General features: G+C 37.6%; 15 protein-coding genes. 11 read left to right on the top strand and 4 right to left on the bottom strand.

The genetic code is table 11. The features are described 5' to 3' along the window. Positions 1–137 precede the first annotated feature (137 nt). The gene (locus tag BM253_RS05690; RefSeq protein ID WP_091520497.1) at positions 138–1,046 is read right to left on the bottom strand and encodes an NAD(P)/FAD-dependent oxidoreductase; all 909 of its coding nucleotides are present in this window, start codon (positions 1,044–1,046) and stop codon (positions 138–140) included. A gap of 120 nt (positions 1,047–1,166) precedes the next feature. Here BM253_RS05690 and BM253_RS05685 point away from each other — a divergent pair, with 120 nt between their 5' ends. The 6 genes from BM253_RS05685 (at position 1,167) to BM253_RS05660 (ending at position 7,211) form a co-directional block, all read left to right on the top strand. Next, on the top strand, positions 1,167–1,547 hold the full coding sequence (locus tag BM253_RS05685; RefSeq protein ID WP_091520493.1) for a Fur family transcriptional regulator: 381 nt from the start codon (positions 1,167–1,169) through the stop codon (positions 1,545–1,547). A 112-nt stretch (positions 1,548–1,659) separates the two neighbouring features. After that, a complete protein-coding gene (locus BM253_RS05680) occupies positions 1,660–2,127 on the top strand; it encodes an META domain-containing protein (RefSeq protein ID WP_091520490.1) in 468 nt (155 codons plus the stop codon). Between the two features lie 214 nt (positions 2,128–2,341). Beyond that, a complete protein-coding gene (locus BM253_RS05675; protein WP_091520487.1) occupies positions 2,342–3,286 on the top strand; it encodes an aldo/keto reductase in 945 nt (314 codons plus the stop codon). Between the two features lie 195 nt (positions 3,287–3,481). After that, positions 3,482–4,765, top strand: a complete 1,284-nt coding sequence (locus BM253_RS05670) for a PQQ-dependent sugar dehydrogenase (RefSeq protein WP_091520485.1) — start codon at positions 3,482–3,484, stop codon at positions 4,763–4,765. Between the two features lie 12 nt (positions 4,766–4,777). Then, positions 4,778–6,871 carry a TonB-dependent receptor gene (locus BM253_RS05665; protein ID WP_091520482.1) on the top strand — a complete coding sequence of 698 codons (2,094 nt, stop codon included), beginning with the start codon at positions 4,778–4,780 and terminating at the stop codon, positions 6,869–6,871. 175 nt (positions 6,872–7,046) lie between these two features. After that, on the top strand, positions 7,047–7,211 hold the full coding sequence (locus tag BM253_RS05660; protein ID WP_177205738.1) for a DUF1737 domain-containing protein: 165 nt from the start codon (positions 7,047–7,049) through the stop codon (positions 7,209–7,211). Between the two features lie 50 nt (positions 7,212–7,261). On the opposite strand, the gene BM253_RS05655 is transcribed toward BM253_RS05660, so the two are convergent. Genes BM253_RS05655 through BM253_RS05645 form a run of 3 tightly spaced genes read right to left on the bottom strand, consistent with a single transcriptional unit; the run spans position 7,262 to position 11,673 of the window. Further along, entirely contained in the window at positions 7,262–8,668 is a 1,407-nt protein-coding gene (locus BM253_RS05655) for a TolC family protein (RefSeq protein WP_091520474.1), read from the bottom strand. Next, positions 8,665–9,969 (bottom strand): HlyD family secretion protein, encoded by a 1,305-nt coding sequence (locus tag BM253_RS05650; protein WP_091520471.1) that lies wholly within the window; start codon positions 9,967–9,969, stop codon positions 8,665–8,667. Before BM253_RS05650 ends, BM253_RS05655 begins: the two co-directional genes overlap by 4 nt. Before the next feature lie 33 nt (positions 9,970–10,002). Further along, positions 10,003–11,673 carry a peptidase domain-containing ABC transporter gene (locus tag BM253_RS05645; protein WP_091520468.1) on the bottom strand — a complete coding sequence of 557 codons (1,671 nt, stop codon included), beginning with the start codon at positions 11,671–11,673 and terminating at the stop codon, positions 10,003–10,005. A gap of 546 nt (positions 11,674–12,219) precedes the next feature. Here BM253_RS05645 and BM253_RS05640 point away from each other — a divergent pair. The 5 genes from BM253_RS05640 (at position 12,220) to BM253_RS05620 (ending at position 16,409) form a co-directional block, all read left to right on the top strand. Next, positions 12,220–13,080, top strand: a complete 861-nt coding sequence (locus tag BM253_RS05640) for a helix-turn-helix domain-containing protein (RefSeq protein ID WP_091520464.1) — start codon at positions 12,220–12,222, stop codon at positions 13,078–13,080. A gap of 146 nt (positions 13,081–13,226) precedes the next feature. Further along, positions 13,227–13,745, top strand: a complete 519-nt coding sequence (locus BM253_RS05635) for a hypothetical protein (RefSeq protein ID WP_091520461.1) — start codon at positions 13,227–13,229, stop codon at positions 13,743–13,745. Between the two features lie 225 nt (positions 13,746–13,970). Next, positions 13,971–14,522, top strand: a complete 552-nt coding sequence (locus BM253_RS05630; RefSeq protein ID WP_091520457.1) for a hypothetical protein — start codon at positions 13,971–13,973, stop codon at positions 14,520–14,522. A 74-nt stretch (positions 14,523–14,596) separates the two neighbouring features. Next, positions 14,597–15,394, top strand: coding sequence for a fimbrial biogenesis chaperone (locus tag BM253_RS05625; protein WP_091520454.1), 798 nt, complete (start codon positions 14,597–14,599; stop codon positions 15,392–15,394). Further along, positions 15,387–16,409, top strand: coding sequence for a hypothetical protein (locus BM253_RS05620; protein WP_091520450.1), 1,023 nt, complete (start codon positions 15,387–15,389; stop codon positions 16,407–16,409). Before BM253_RS05625 ends, BM253_RS05620 begins: the two co-directional genes overlap by 8 nt. The last annotated feature ends 43 nt before the right edge of the window (positions 16,410–16,452 follow it).

The raw sequence follows: 16,452 nt of genomic DNA, 5'->3' as shown, positions 1-16,452 counted from the left end.
GCGGAATTTATTTCCGCCTTTTTTTGTTTTAATAGTACGCTACGTACTTTAATTTAAATCTGGAAGCTTTGTAAATTTAATAAAACGTGAACTTTAGTAGACATGTAGCAGAAAAGATAATAAATCTGTATCAGATTCTAAAACAATTCATCAACAAGCTCCTTATTTACCATGGCACCTGCAATACTGCCGGTTGCCACAGCATATGAAACCGACCGCATCATACTTGAATTATCGCCACACGCAAAAACTCCTGCAATGTTGGTTTTTTGAAAGGGATCTGTTTTAATATGACCCATTTCGGTCAGTTCACAACCTAGCATTGCAGGTATTTCCGAATGTTGTTTAAAGGGAACAGCTGCATACAGTGCATCAAGTTTTATTGTTTCCATGTCTTCAAAAACAATACTTGTTAAACGTCCGTTCTCATGCATCACTTCCTGAATCTTTTTCTCTATAACGGGTATGTTGTGAAATTGCAGTTTGTAGCGTTGTTCAGTGGTGAATTCAGCTTTACCGGCAGTTATTACGGTTAACTGATTGCTGAGGTTGTGTACCAGCGATGCCAGATGAATGGCTCTTTCTCCGTTTGCCATGATGGCTGTTTTCTGGTTACGAAATTCATAACCGTGACAATACGGACAGTGGATTACGGAAATTCCCCAACATTGGTCAAACCCCTTAATATCAGGCATCATGTCGGTGATTCCGGTAGCAAATATCAGTTTTTTGGCTGTAAATTCCAATCCTTCTAAAGTTTCGATAATAAAGCCTGTTTCTGTTTTCTTTCCATTTGCTGCAAACCCCCTTTGTAATTTTACGGTAGAATAGTTTAATACTTGCGTTAGTGCTTTATTGGCTATTGCTGCAGGTGTTTCTCCATCTTGGGTAATAAAGTTGTGCGAATGCGGCGTTTGTCGGTTACATGGTAATCCGCTGTCTATAATAAGTACGTTGCGTAATGAACGTCCTAATGCCATTGCTGCCGAAAGTCCGGCGTAGCTTCCGCCGATGATGATTACGTCAAAATTGTTTGCTGTATTCATTTTTATTTCTTTAATAGATGAATCTCATGCAAATATAATATGTTTTTAATTAATGCGATATTGTTGCGTTAATAAAATTAAATTGTTTTGCCGTAAATTTGTAAAAGAAATAAAGAAAACATGAAACGCAGGAATACGCCTTCAAAAGAAGCCGTGCTTAATCTGCTCACAGATGTAGGCAAGGCAATGAGTCACGATGCCATTGAAAAGCAAATTACGGTAGATATAGACCGTGCCACTATCTATAGGGTGCTGAACAGTTTTTGCACAGACGGACTGGTACATAGGATTGTAGCCGAAGACGGTAAGCAGTATTTTGCCATTTGCAACAAGTGTGAGGATAAGAAACAAAGTGATCATCATTTTCATTTTCGTTGTACGGTTTGCCAAACAATTGAATGCCTGCCGGAAACGGTTCGTTTTTCAACTCCGAAAGGTTACAGCGTGAGCAGTGTAAACTGTGTGCTTACAGGAACTTGTAATGATTGTGCTGAGGCATAAGATCTGCACATAATTATACCCTTAAAGTAAATTTGCTATAATACCATGCCTCAAAACGAAGGTTCTTTTTTATAAAAAACGTATCTTTATAAATCATGTAAATAAATACTCTATGATGAAAAGAAATCTTTTAATAGCAATGATGTCGCTTGCGTTCGTAGCATGCACCGATAAGAAAGAGCAGGAAAACACCGAAAAGTTAACTGTTGAAACTACCGAAGTTACTGCCAATCCTACGGAACTTTTAGGTAAAGAATGGAAACTGAAAGAACTGTACGGAAATAAAGTTGTTACGGACACTACAGCTGCAAAGCAACCGCACATAAACTTTAACGATCTTGTAAAAGCTTCAGGTAATCTGGGCTGTAACGGCTTTGGTGCAAAAGTGGAATTTGCGGGCAGCAACAGCATTAAAATTTCCCAAATTGTATCAACTAAAATGGCATGCGGCTCTATGGAAACCGAAGTGCAGTTTGGCGAAGCTTTACGAAACGCAACAAATTATATCAACTCAGGAACTACGCTTTATCTGAATAATGCAGAAAACACTACGGTTGCCGTGTTAGAATCGGATAAATAAAAATAACAATTAACTATCACGAACAATACACCCAAATATACTTGATATACAGATAGCCGTAAATTCGGGTAGATTTTTAGTAATGAGTTCTCGATAAGCTCGAACTGACGTTGAGAAAAATTGTATCGAGAAGTTTTTTATGGAAAGTTTTCGAAAGGCACCCTTGGGTTTATATTTGTAAAATATGTAACTAATTATAAAGAGAAAAGTACAGATGAAAAAACGAATAATAAATAATACCGACCTTGAAATTGCGCCTATAAATTTTGGAGGCAACGTTTTTGGCTGGACATTGAATGAAAAAGAATCGTTCCATATATTGGACAGGTTTTACGAGGCTGGATTTAATTTTATCGATACCGCCGATACCTACTCATGGTGGGTAAACGGAACAGGCGGTCAGTCCGAAGAAATCATTGGTAAATGGATGCGCGAAAGAAAGAACAGGAATAACATAGTGCTGGCTACAAAAGTGGGATCCGAAACCAAAGAACACGGTTTTGACATCAGTAAAAAACACATTCTTAAATCTGTTGACGAATCCCTAAAACGCCTTAAAACCGATCATATTGATCTGTATTACACGCATTTTGATGATAATGTAACTCCGGTTGAAGAAACGCTGGCAGCTTATGATGAAATTATTAAGGCAGGTAAGGTACGATACATAGCGGCTTCCAACGTTTCTCCGGAAAGGCTGATAGAATCTTTTAACGTGGCAGAAAAGAATGATCTGCCGAAATATGTTGCACTACAGCCTCATTATAATTTGGTGGAAAGAGAAAAGTTTGAAACACAGTATGCCCCTTTGGTTGAAAAATATGGCTTGAGTGTGTTTCCGTATTTTTCATTGGCAGCCGGATTTTTAACGGGAAAGTACAGAACAGAGGCTGATTTTGAACAAACGGCAAGGGGCGGTGGAATTAAAAAATATTATAATAAAGAAGGAAAAGCAGTATTGGCAGCATTGGATCATGTTTCAGCAAAACACAATTCCCAACCTGCAACAGTTGCGTTGGCTTGGCTGTTGGCTAATCCTTTAATTACGGCACCCATCGTTAGTGCAACAGGCGAAAATCAGTTGCAAACTATTTTTAAAGCACCACAATTACAGCTGGATACAGAAGATATTAAATTTCTTAACCAAGCGGATAAGTAATCTGAATTGATACGGAATGAAATCCGTAATTTTATAATCTTTTAATGAGACTGCAGCATCAGGAATATGTAACAAAAATCTGATGCTGCAGTTTTTTATTCTTTACTGGCAGGGTTGCTTTTACAGAAAACTGTTTTTTTTATGATGGGTTTTTAATAACTTTATACAAATTGCTATTTAAATAAAACTATTGCTATGAAAAGAATTACAACTATTGCATTGGCGTGCCTGTGCGTAACTGCCACGCATGCGCAAAAAATCAAGGAACTTTCCGATAAAGAAAAACAGCAGTACAGCAAACAAGACAGTGTAACGGTGATGACTACTGTAGGGCCGATGAAACTGCCGCCACCTTACGCAACAGAATCGGTAACCTTCAGACATGTAATGGCAGATTGGCCCGAAAATCAGTTGCCAAAAATGCCTGCCGGATTTAAAGTGGAACGCCTGGCATCTGATCTTAAAAACCCGCGTACTTCTTACATTGCACCCAACGGTGATATATTTGTAACCGAGTCAAATACCTTTAACAGCGCAGACAGAATCACAATTTTACGAGATGCCGATAAAAACGGCAGCTACGAAGTACGGGAAGTGTTTGCCGAAAATTTGAAACTTCCGTTTGGGACCTTAATCGTTAAAGACCAGTTTTATGTGGCATTAAGCGACGGGTTGTATGTATATCCTTACAAAAAAGGCGATCTGAAATTACAGGGTAAGGGTCGTAAAATTGTGGAGCTTCCGTCGGGTGGATACAACAACCACTGGACGCGAAACATCATCACCAATAAAGATCAGACAAAAATTTATATATCGGTTGGATCTGCAAGTAATGTGGGCGAGTACGGATTGGAAAAAGAAGTGCGCAGGGCTGCCATTTTAGAGGTAAATTTAGACGGATCTGGCGAAATTATTTATGGTTCGGGCTTAAGAAATCCGGTGGGAATGGACTGGAATCCGGTAGATGGTTCGTTGTGGACGGCTGTAAACGAACGCGATAATCTGGGCGACGGTTTGGTGCCCGATTATGTAACAAAAGTACAGAAATCAGGGTTTTACGGCTGGCCGTATTCGTACTTTGGCAACATAGAAGATCCGCGATTAAAAGGTATCCGTCCCGATCTGGTTAAGCAGGCGCTTGTACCCGATGTTGCGGTGGGAAACCATACCGCTTCTTTGGGTCTGACTTTTTATGCAGGATCTAAATTTCCTGAAAAATACAGAAACGGTATTTTTGTTGCCCAGCACGGTTCATGGAACAAATCGTCGTTCTCTGGATACAAAGTGGTGTTCATTCCTTTTAAAGATGGAAAACCAAGTGGCAATCCCGAAGATTTTATGACGGGTTTTATTGCAGATCATGAAAAAGCGAAAGTGTACGGAAGACCGTCTGCTGTTAAAAATCTTCCTGATGGTTCGCTGCTTGTTAACGACGATAGCGGAAATGTTCTATGGCGAATTTCTTATACAGGTAACTAATTTTTATTAGTTATGAGGAAATTTTTAGCAGTGCTTTTTTTCCTGATTACAGTTCTTAAAGTTCGGGCACAAGATTCGCTGCATTCCACCTTGTTGCAGGATTTGGTGATTAGTACTTCCGGTCCGCAAATGTATCCGTTGCAGGTGTCTGACAGTATTTTTCAATTGCCGGCTTCGGTCGCGAAATTAGATACAAAACTTTTACAGAGCAACAACAGGGTAGAACTGGCACCGATACTCAATACCGTACCGGGGGTGCTTATGCAGTCGGCTACGTTTAACACCAACCGGTTATCCATTCGGGGAATTGGCGCGCGAACGCCTTACGGAACCAACAAGGTACGGGCGTTTTTTGGCAATATTCCGCTTACGGGCGGGAACAGTGAAACAACCATTGAAGATATAGATCTGGAATTTCTTCAGAATATACACATCATTAAAGGACCGCTTTCAAGTGTGTACGGTGCCGGTTTGGGTGGTGCCGTTCTGCTTCAACCAAAAACAGCCGATCCTGATCAGGTGCAGGCGGGCGTTTCTGCAACGGTTGGATCGTTCGGATTGATAAAAAACCGAATTTTTGCATCGTATGGTGCCCATACTTATAGTTTTAATGTGGGATACCATAAGGTTCAAAGTGACGGATTCCGTGAAAACAGTCAATATTATCGGGAAGGGGTAACCATAACAGGCGATGCCTTCTGTAAGAAAAATTCAAAATTGACTTATCTGTCGCAGTTCACTTCATTGCAGGCGTACATTGCCAGTTCTATTGATAGGGAAACGTTTTTAAACAATCCTAAAGCAGCGGCTGCAAACTGGAAAGAGGCAAAAGGATACGAGGCATATAAAAATTTTATGGTGGGTTTAAATTACGATTTTGCCTTGCATGAGAACATTACTTCGGCGACATCTGTTTTTTATTCGTTGAAGGATAGTGATGAACCGCGCCCATTTGATATTTTAAGGGAAAAAACCGAAACCTTTGGTGCACGTTCGCAGTTTGTAGGCAGTTGGCAGTTGGATGGAAAACTTTTAAAGGCAACGGTTGGGGTTGAGTTTTTTCAGGATGGATATGATGCGGCAACTTTAGAGAATTTGTATCTTGAAAATAACGGAAGCGGAAGTTTGGCAGGTGCTGATAAAAACCAACTGTTTCAAAGACGGAATTTTGTAAATGTTTACAGCCAGCTGCGGTATGTTTTCTCTGAAAAATGGGAGCTGAATGCCGGACTTAACTACAATAAAACATCATTTGTGCTGCAGCAAAAGTATCCGCTTGACAACGTTTATGATACGCCTTATGAATACAACGGAATCTGGGCTCCGCAAATCGCATTGTCTTATCTGCCATCAAAACATCAAACGATATATGTATCTGTGGGAAGAGGATATTCACTGCCATCAATCGAAGAAACAATGGATGATAACGGACAGGTAAATACGTCGATCAAACCGGAAAACGGCTACAATGTTGAATTAGGTACAAAATTATTTTCTGTCGATAAACGATTTTATGCAGAAGCAGCTCTTTACCGAATGAAAGTGAACGATTTGTTGGTGGCACACCGGGTGTTGGAAGACCAATATGTTGGTGTAAATGCCGGCAGTACGGTTCACATGGGGTTAGAATTCATGGCACAGTACAAGTGGCAGTTGGGCAGAAAAACGCTGGTGATACCTTATGTGTCTGCTGCATTGGGTAATTTTAGGTTCGATGATTTTAAACAGAACGATCAGGATTTTTCAGAAAACGATCTTACCGGAGTGCCTAAAAACCAGTTTACAGGTGGTTTTATGTTCAATTTACCTTATGGTTTTGGTTTAAAAGCCGATTATTTCTTTGTTGATAAAATTCCGTTAAACGATGCCAATGCTCTTTTTTCTGATGCGTACAGCCTTTGCAATGCCGCTGTGAATTGGCAGGGTAAGGTTATAGATTCTTTGTCTTTATTGATAAATGTTGGAGTAAATAATCTTTTTAACGAACAGTACGCCTCAATGGTTCTGGTAAATGCCACAGGTTTTGGCAACAGCGCACCTAGATATTACTATCCGGGACAGCCGGTGAATTATTTCGGATCGTTTCAGTTAAAGTATGTTTTTTGATATTAACAGAAATTTTGTTTTAGTTAGTTTAGCCGACGTAAGAACTAAATAGCCTGAAATCTGTGTGTTTTTTTCTGTTTTATAAAGATCTGCAATTGTTAATTAATATTGAAACTTCATGAGTTATAAGTATTTTTTTATAGTTTTGATACAACTTAACAAACAAAATAGTTCCATGGAATGTCACGTATTAACAGCGTCAAGGGTAAAAGACCTTGAAAGACAGACCAAAAAAGCACTACAAGACGGTTGGCAGCTTAAGGGCGAATTGTCTGCAATTGAAATTCCTACAATAAACAGTTCAAAAACCGTATTTTATCAGGAAATCAAAAAATCATAATTTAAAAACAGGCTGCAATGCCTGTTTTTTTTATTTGTAAAAGAATATTATCAATTCACCTCAAAATTCTCGTTAAACCATTTTAGCTGGTTGTAGCTGTTGATGAATTTCAACCGCAGATCTAACAACTTTTGTTCGGCCTCCAAGAGCTTGTTTTCACGTGTGTTGATTAAAAAAAGCGAACTTTCACCGTTGCTGAACCGGATCTCTTCGGCATTTAATAAACGTTTGTAGTTTTCAATATTGCTCTGCATCAGGTTTATTTGCGACTGATAACTTATAACTTCATTTTTATATGCAGTGATTTTTGCATTTAATTCTTGTTGTTTGTAATCGGCATCAAACTGGTTTTGCTCAATTTTATATTTGGCAATCTGGTAATCGGCGCGCGCTTGTCTCAAGAAAATCGGGATTTCCAGCTTTAAACCGTATTGGTAATTGTTTTCAAAAAGGGGCAGTAGTTCGGTTTCGTAACTTTCTTTATTGAAAAAATTATAGGTAAAATCCAGTTTTGGCAGCAAACTTTGTCGTTTCAGCCTACGCTGACTTTCTAAAATATTGAATTTCTGCTGATAATATTGCAATGCCGCATGTCGGTTAATATCCCGTTGATCGATCAATGCCAGTAAAACGCCATAATTTTCATACGATTCTGCCTGCGTTATTTTTTGCGATGGAATTATTAGTTGCTCCACATCATAAGGTTGCTGGTTTTCGGTCCATAAAAAAACCGAAAGCTCTTGCGTGGCTTTTATAAATTTAAGGTACGCATCTTGTTTCTCTACTTCATAACTCTGCAGTTGCGAAACCACTTCGGTAGTATCAATGGCTGCACGTTCGCCGTATTCGTAAGTTTTTTTGGTAAGGATCAGTCGATCTTCGTTTATAGCAACGGTACGACTTTGCAGCAGGTACTCTTCGTACATACGAACCCAGTTCCAATAGGCATTATCGGCGTTAAGCAGCAGTTCGTTTGTAAGCAGTTTTTGTTCTGCCTGAGTCATTTGTAAAGCAGATTTTGCCTGATCCAACAACGCCCGACGTGTATCGTACAAAAGATTTTTCGCCAATGGAACCGTTACTCCAAACTGATACAAGCCACCACGGGTATCGCTGTTGTTTAGTTTTTGACCGTTAATATAGTTGTAACTTCCGTTTAGTTCTATACCGTACCAGGTTGGAATTTCTAAACCCACATTGGTTTGCTTGTAATATTCGGTACCGTCTATGGTTTTAGAACCGTTTTTGGCATCAACCAAGGGATCGAAATTTCCGCGTGCCTTTTGAATTTCAGCTTCGGCAATCTGATTTTGTAAACGATAGTTGTAAGCCAGCGGATGATAACTTTTCACAATAGAAATAAATTCATTGTGGCTCATGCGCAGCGTATCCTGCCCAAAACCGGCTATGCTTATAAGCAGCATTAGCGTAAAAACGATATTGTTAAACTTTATCATTTTTTCTGGGTAGATTTATCGGTTTTCACGGTATAGTAATCGGCAGGGAAACCGTTGATGTTTCGCCACAGTTCGTACCAGATCGGTACGTCGTTCAAAATAGCGATTCCCTGAACGCCGGCACCCATTTTTATTTGGGGCGGCCATGGTTTTTTACCTTTTTCTTCAACAACCAGCGCCTTGAAAAGTCCGTTGGTGGTTATGTTGCTTTCAACAGCAATTACTTTACCGGCAAAGACTCCGTAACTGGTGTTGGGCCATCCCGAAAAAACAATTGCAGGAAAACCATCGAAAATACACATAACACGTTGTCCGGGTTTTACTAAAGGAAGATCTACCGGTTTTATGTATATTTCAACGGCGTAATCAACATTTAACGGCACGATAGAGCCGATGCTTTCTCCGTCTTTTAATATTTCACCGATACCCGATTTGCTCAATTGAACAATTTGCCCGTCTTGCGATGCCAGAACATAATACAATCCCTGACGAATTTTATAGTTAGACATTTGACTTTCCAATTTGGCAATTTCACCAGTACTGCTTTCAATTTGTCCCATACTTGTAAAACGCTCGCCTTGAATTTTACTTAATTTTTCGGTATAATCTTGCACCGTGGCATTCTGTTCAATGTTTACGGTAATGATTTCTTGTCGGGTTTGTGCCAGTTTGTTTTCGGCTGCGGTTTTCTTGGCTAACGCGTTTTGGTACGATACACTGCGTTGTTGAAACTGTGTAAGCGATACCAATCCTTCATCGTACATTTTTTGCTGACGTTCGTATTGGTCTCCCGAAAGGTTCAGCTCGTTGTTTGCTGCTTTTAGTTCGGCTTCTTCTGCAGCAAGTTTGTTGTTCAGTTGTTGAATCTTTACTTTTAACTGTTGTAGTTTCAGTTCGCGCGCACTGTTCAATGCTTCAAGTTGTGCATCGGTAGTTCCAATTTTGGCTTCGTAAAAATCACGCACGCCTTTTTTTGCTTCCACCTGATCTTCGGTACGCGAAAGTAGCAACGGATCCATATAATCTTCCTTAATTTCAGAAAGTTGCAAAATAGTATCACCTTTTTTAACGTAATCACCGTTTTTTACGTGCCATTTGGTAATTCGTCCGGGAATAGGTGAATTAAGCATTTGCGGGCGTTGTTCCTGATAAAGTGTGGTTACTGTTCCCGTAGTTTTTATATTTTGTGTCCACGGTAAAAAAAGAGTAATAATAGCCAGTGCCATAAAAATGTAGAACCACCTCTTTACTCGTGAATTTCTGTGAACATGATATATGTTTTCAAAAGATTTTGGTTTCATCGATGCTGTTTCTTTAATTTTTAGGAGACTTGTTTATTTAATGTGGATGACATTGCCGTTTTGTACCGATAAGATATTGTCTGCTGCATTGACTAATTCCTCGTTTTCTGAAACAATTACTATGGTTGTTTTTAATTTGATCTTTTTCAAGTAATCAGTCATTTTCCCTGCAAAATCCTGATCCATTCCGTCCACAGGATCTTCTAACAACAACAATCGTTTGTTACCTAACATGGCACGCAACAACAATATTTTTTTGCGGGAACTGAAAGAAAGTTCGGTGTCGGTATCACTTAAAGGCGTTAATAAACCTTGTGTAAACTGACTCGAAAAATCTTCAATACCCCATTCTTCGGCTAAATTTAGTACATCTTGTGTTTGATAATTTTCTTTGTCAAGCGTAATATTATCTAAAAGTGTACCTTTAATAATGTGCATATCTTCCAGATAAATTCCGGTTTGTTCCCTAAAAGTAGCTTTGTTTATGTTGCTTAACGGCACTTTATCAAACAAAATGGTTCCGTTGGTAGGCTCGTAAAAACCTGCCATCATGTTCAATAGTAACGATTTACCCGATCCTAAATAACCTTTAATAACGGTTAGGCTGTTTTCGGGTATTTCAAAATTAATGTTGTTGATGATCGGTTTTTGATCGTTAAAATGAATGCTTACATCTTTAAAAATTATTTCCATACCATTTTTACTGTCAGGAATTTCAATGTTAGAATCGCTTTCTTCAGGCAATTCGGTTACTTTACTCAATTTGGTGAGCGATGTAATCACATCATAATAACTTTCCAGACTTTTAATCAGCTTTTCAACAGCGGTAAGTATCGTTAAAACAACAATTTCTGCTGCAACGAAAGCTCCGATGTTCAACTCTTGATTGATAAGCAGGTAGGTACCAATGGAAAGCATCAGCAACGTAATAAGAACCTTAAAAAGAACAATAGTCCAATATTGCAGCAACAATACTTTAAAATGGCTGGTACGGTGTGTAAGGTATGATAACACTCGGTTGTCTGTTCCCTTTAAATGGGTATCGCTTTTAGAGTTGATTTTAAACGTTTTTACCGATCCGGCGATGTCTTCTAACCAAGATGCCACTTCGTATTTTTTATCGCTTTCTTTCAAGCTTGATTCGATCCCCGAGCTTGATGTGAATCGAAAAATAACAATGACAAGGATAAATACCAATGCACCAAAAACCAGAAACCACGGGTGATAGAAAGATAATAATATAATTCCGAATACGATTTGAATTAAGGCAGTAGGAATTTCGAGCAATATTTTAGAAATACCTTTTTGCAGGTTGGGAACATCAAAAAAGCGGTTCACCAGTTCGGGAAGATAGTATTTTTTTGTTGTTGCCAAATTGGTTTTTGGCAGCTTTTCTGCAAACGCCAGCGAATATTCTACAAACAATTTCTGTTGGATTTTTTCAATGATCTGCATAACGCGTATACGGAAAAAACCTGCCAAGAAGGTTCCGAAAACCACAAAACCAATAAGAATATATAAAGAGGTAACCATAGTAGCACCCATAACGTAACTAACAATTGCCTGTATGCCCAACGGTATGCTTAACTGCACCAAACCACTTAAAATGGCATAGATATAAATGCTGGCTACGTCTTTTTTTTCTTTTGTTATATAGGTAAACAGTTTTCTGCTGTTAAATTCTGTCTGTGTATTTTTTGCCATATAAAGCTTTTCCTTACGGTTGTTGATTAATTGAATAGTTATTTGAACTATTTAAATCGATGTAAAAATAAAAAAATTATATGGCTCTATTTCAAAGATTCACTGCTTTTTATTGTTAATTGTATTTTAAAAGTGATAAAAATTGGCATTTTAATTACAAAAGATAAGCACTTGAATTTTCTAATTGAATTCTAATTTTTCGGTTGTTTTTTTATAGCTATTTTTGGAAATCATAAATGTTTTAAATAAGACATTTTCTTTAGCTCTAAGTCTGCAAGCAATTGCAGGCTTTTTTGTTTATACTTAAGCAAATCAAACACAAAACCTATTTAAGTTAGATCTTACACATTCGCTAAATAAAATTTAAAATCAAACAGCTAAAATTCTTTAATACCTAAGAGTACGGTTCTTAAAGAATTATTTTATTGTTAAGTTTTGGTAATAATGAATAATATGTTGTGACAGTAACATAAATATGCTATATTTAATGCCATAATTGTTGTGAAGATATTTAAAAATTAACGTTTTATTCAAATTTTAACTTGAATGTATAAGATAACCGATGAACTTAATATTAATGGGTTCAGTGTAAATTCTATAGATTATTATATTGAGAGAAATGGGGGCAACCGATCTTTTGAAGGGTTGGATTATTTCTGTATATTAATTGTAATAAACAATTCTGCTGTTACGATTGATGGAATTTTATACGAACTTAAACGGGGCAGTCTTGTTTTTGTGGGACCTTTAAAAAAAGTAGTTTTCTGCGAAGAAAGCGAAAAAAAAGGCAGTGTCTACGCATTGGTGTTTTCGGCATCGTTTTTTGAAAGGTCGGCAAAAGATTCGTTAATGCTTAATTCTGATCTTTTCTTCGATAAATCTTCTAAAGTAGTGGTTACACAGGCTTCAATTCCTATCGATGAAGTGCTGAAACTGATCATTACCAGATTAGATCTGTACAAAACAAAGCAGAATAACGGCTTATACATTTCTGTAGCACACAATTGTGTAGAAGCCCTTTTATTAGACGGACTTTTCTATGTTGACGAGAAAGCCTACGAAGAGCAGAACGATGTTCGTAAATTTACTTTTATTGATATAGTAAACAGATTCAGGGTACTTTTGCAAAAGCATTACCAGATAGAAAAACATGTAAGCTTTTATGCAGAACAACTGTTCGTTACACCTAGAAGATTGAGCGAAATGACAGAGTCTGTTTTAGGGCGAAGTGCAAAGCAGGTCATCATAGATAAAGTGGTTAGTGAAGGGATACGTATGCTGAAGCATTCTAATTTTACCGTGTCTGAAGTTGCCTATCAGTTGGGCTTTAACGACGAAGCTAATTTTAGCACCTTTATAAAAAAGCACACTACCAAAAATCCGCGTATGATTAGGCATGCAGGTTAACTTTCTGTTAGTTATACACTGCCAATATTAAGAACATATGCTTAAAGGTTATTTTGCTGTAAAGTTGTGATAATAGTCATGTTTTATTTAAAAACAAATCCGTAAATTTAGATCAGTGAATGTAAAACCTGCTAAATTACGGGTGTATGTTTTTAAGAATAATAACAACTGCTTTATTACTTGGATCTTTAAACTGCGAGCTGTACGCACAAAATAGTGTTACGCTGAATGTGAATTTGTACCCTATACAAACATTAGTGGTAAATCCTTCGCAAAAAGTGGTAAACTTAGAATACAATACCCGTGAAGATTACAGCAACGGCATAGTATCCGAACAACAAGACCATTTAACCATTTACAGTACCGGCGGATTTCAGGTTAAGGTAAGTACCGAAACTGCTGCTGCCGATAATGGATTGTTAGACAATATTACCGTAATACCTACCTCTGGATCTAATCCGTTAAATCAATCACACGTGGTTTATACCAATAAAAAAATTAATCAGGATGAACAGCCGATAATTTCTGCAACTAAAGGTGCTATTAATAAAAATGTAAACATTAGTTATAAAGGTGCGGGTAATGATGCCCTAATTGAATTTGCTAAAAGCAGCACAGCTGTAAACCATACGTACACGGTGGTATATACCATAGTTTCACAATAAAACATTTACATATAACCTTAACGTTAGTATTTGGATACATGAAAATTATAATAAAATTTTTGTGTAAGGATGCTTTTGTAAAAAACTACAAGTTTTAAGCATATTTTAATAAGTAGCATAAACATGCTATTGGGTACTTTTGTAACCGATTTACAACAGGGGGAAAACGTTGTAAATTCAAATATAGCAAAACTTACATAAGCAACAAAGTAAAACTAACAAAAAATGAAAAAATTATTCATTACATCTTTAATGATGGTGTGCGGCATCGCAGCAGTGGCACAAACAAATACAGATAATGTTACATTAAACGTAAAGTTAAACCCTATCCAAACTTTAGTAGTAAATGCTCAGCAAAAAACGGTTAATATCGACTATACTACAAAAGATCATTACAAAGATGGTGTATCATCAAAACAAGCAAACCACCTAAATATCTTCAGTACCGGGGGGTTTGAAGTAAAAGTAAAATCAAGTGGCTCTGAATTGACCAATCAGGGGACTGCCGGACCTAATGGAAACATTGATGTTGCTACAATCAATATTGTTGCTACGCAAGCTGCTCAAAACTCTTTAGCAGATGCTCAATATGGGCAAAATGTAGCTTTATCTAATAATGAAGGTATTATTGTTTCTTCTACAAAAGGAGCAAGAGATAAAAATATCGATATTGAGTATAAAGCAGCCGGTAATGATGCGTACCTTGACAAATATGTAGCAAACCAAACACCTACTACATTTTCTACAGTAGTAACTTATACAATCTACGCTAAATAGTAGCATTAAAATAATTATTTATTAAAGTGCTGCAATGTTCTGCAGCACTTTTTTTAAATATAAATTTTGTGGTTATGAAAGCAACTGCGTTTTTTTTAATTGCCTTATGCTGGTGTTCTAACGTATGTGCACAAACCGGTGTTTCGGTATCGCCTCCGCGATTGTATTTTGAATCGGATGCCGGTAAAAGCAGCCGACAAAAAGTTACAGTGACAAATGTGAGTGCTACGCATGTTATGAATTTGGCAGTAAGTACCGGCGACTGGCGGTATAACGAAATGGGCGAAAACATGATGTTCCCTGCAGACAGTCTGGAAACTTCCTGTGCAGGTTGGGTTAGTATCAGCAAGGCGGATAGTTATTTTTCTTTGAAACCTGGCGAAAATAAAGAGGTTGAAGTAAATATTACGGTTCCCAATACTTTTTCTGGCGATCCTGCTGCACATACTGCCATGCTGTACGTTACACAGATGAATCCGGTAGATGATGTTGACAGTAAAGGTGCAAATATTAAGGTAAGCGTACGTTCTGGCATAAAATTATTTCACCGTACCAACGAAATAAAAAAACGTAAGCTGGAAATTGAAAATATACTGTTTGATAAGAAAAACAATCGAATGGAATTGTACTTTTCCAATAACGGCAATATCTGGGCAGACGGTATTGTGTATCCCGAATTGTTCAATGCAGCTACAGGTAAAAAAACAGTATTAGACCATATTGTATTCTACACCATGCCTGCAGATAAACGTAAAATGCTGATTGCTTTACCTGACAATTTAGAAAAAGGAAAATATACGGCAAACATTCTTATTGATTACGGCGATGAAAATACCATAGAAATGGGCGAATTATCTTTTACCAATGAATAAATGTGTTCTTTTTATCTTCCTGTTATTGTTGGTATATACTGCAAAAGCTCAGAATTTGAATGTAGACAGTAACAACTATGCGAGTATTGATTCTTACAATGGTATCGTAAAAAGTAATGCCTACAAGGTATGGATCGATGGTAACGGAAATCTGAATCTGCCTACCTGGCGGGTATCAGCTCGTGTAAAACAGCCTATTTCAAATGGAAATCAGGTTTTTCCTGCCGATAAAATAAGTCTGTTACCCACCACTACTTATGGTCAGTTAAACGGATCTGCAATACCCACTATAAACCAAATTGGCATGCCGTTGCAAACTTTTTTGCAGCAGGGACAGGAAGTTTTTCTGGTTCCACAATCACAAGCAGGATTATTTAATAGTGCCGGCGGTGGAAATCCCTATTACAACTTTCATATTCCGTTCGATTTAAAAGTAGAAGGCGGTGCTTATCTTTCGCAATTCACTACCTGGTCACAATTTACAATGGTTGTAGAATTTAGGTTTTACGATAATAAAAATCAGGTACGCGGATTGCAGGAACGTTATTATACCTTGCAAATTGCAACATTAAGCGGAAGTCCGCAAACACCGGTAAATCAGTTGGCAATAAAAGTAGCTTCAAATGCCGTAAATGGTCTGTTGGAATTAAAAACCAAACAAGATTATCTGCAAGGGGTAAGCGTAAAATATTCTAACGGATTAATGATATCTGCCAATACAAATTATCAGGTACAGGTAACGGCATTGCAGCCCAATTTTACATCAACCACAGGTAATATGTTACCACTGAATACGGTGAATTTGTCACTTATACCGGTATCTAATAATCAGGCAGCGGTGTTTCCTGTTGGCCTGTCTGCAACTTCGCAGAAAATAGCATCGGGTTCATCAACCCAAAGTGCGCAGGTGTTTTTTGATATAATGTATGCCACAAAAGTAAACGATGCAAATCTTATAAACGCAAAACCGGAACAATACACCACTACGTTACAATACGAGATTGTTCCACAGTAATTAGTATCAATTAAAATGTTTCCTTCCTTTCTTTTAAGACTGC

This window comes from Paenimyroides ummariense, from assembly GCF_900115115.1.
Taxonomy (GTDB): Bacteria; Bacteroidota; Bacteroidia; order Flavobacteriales; family Flavobacteriaceae; genus Flavobacterium; species Flavobacterium ummariense.
The sequence above is the reverse complement of the archived record's forward strand: the minus strand, read 5'-3'. Positions and strand labels throughout refer to the sequence as shown.

What these genes read in the sequence shown, in the direction of transcription:
- BM253_RS05690 (WP_091520497.1), bottom strand. Translation starts at nt 1,046, where the DNA reads ATGAATACAGCAAACAATTTTGACGTAATCATCATCGGCGGAAGCTAC.
- BM253_RS05685 (WP_091520493.1), top strand. Translation starts at nt 1,167, where the DNA reads ATGAAACGCAGGAATACGCCTTCAAAAGAAGCCGTGCTTAATCTGCTC.
- BM253_RS05680 (WP_091520490.1), top strand. Translation starts at nt 1,660, where the DNA reads ATGATGAAAAGAAATCTTTTAATAGCAATGATGTCGCTTGCGTTCGTA.
- BM253_RS05675 (WP_091520487.1), top strand. Translation starts at nt 2,342, where the DNA reads ATGAAAAAACGAATAATAAATAATACCGACCTTGAAATTGCGCCTATA.
- BM253_RS05670 (WP_091520485.1), top strand. Translation starts at nt 3,482, where the DNA reads ATGAAAAGAATTACAACTATTGCATTGGCGTGCCTGTGCGTAACTGCC.
- BM253_RS05665 (WP_091520482.1), top strand. Translation starts at nt 4,778, where the DNA reads ATGAGGAAATTTTTAGCAGTGCTTTTTTTCCTGATTACAGTTCTTAAA.
- BM253_RS05660 (WP_177205738.1), top strand. Translation starts at nt 7,047, where the DNA reads ATGGAATGTCACGTATTAACAGCGTCAAGGGTAAAAGACCTTGAAAGA.
- BM253_RS05655 (WP_091520474.1), bottom strand. Translation starts at nt 8,668, where the DNA reads ATGATAAAGTTTAACAATATCGTTTTTACGCTAATGCTGCTTATAAGC.
- BM253_RS05650 (WP_091520471.1), bottom strand. Translation starts at nt 9,969, where the DNA reads ATGAAACCAAAATCTTTTGAAAACATATATCATGTTCACAGAAATTCA.
- BM253_RS05645 (WP_091520468.1), bottom strand. Translation starts at nt 11,673, where the DNA reads ATGGCAAAAAATACACAGACAGAATTTAACAGCAGAAAACTGTTTACC.
- BM253_RS05640 (WP_091520464.1), top strand. Translation starts at nt 12,220, where the DNA reads ATGTATAAGATAACCGATGAACTTAATATTAATGGGTTCAGTGTAAAT.
- BM253_RS05635 (WP_091520461.1), top strand. Translation starts at nt 13,227, where the DNA reads ATGTTTTTAAGAATAATAACAACTGCTTTATTACTTGGATCTTTAAAC.
- BM253_RS05630 (WP_091520457.1), top strand. Translation starts at nt 13,971, where the DNA reads ATGAAAAAATTATTCATTACATCTTTAATGATGGTGTGCGGCATCGCA.
- BM253_RS05625 (WP_091520454.1), top strand. Translation starts at nt 14,597, where the DNA reads ATGAAAGCAACTGCGTTTTTTTTAATTGCCTTATGCTGGTGTTCTAAC.
- BM253_RS05620 (WP_091520450.1), top strand. Translation starts at nt 15,387, where the DNA reads ATGAATAAATGTGTTCTTTTTATCTTCCTGTTATTGTTGGTATATACT.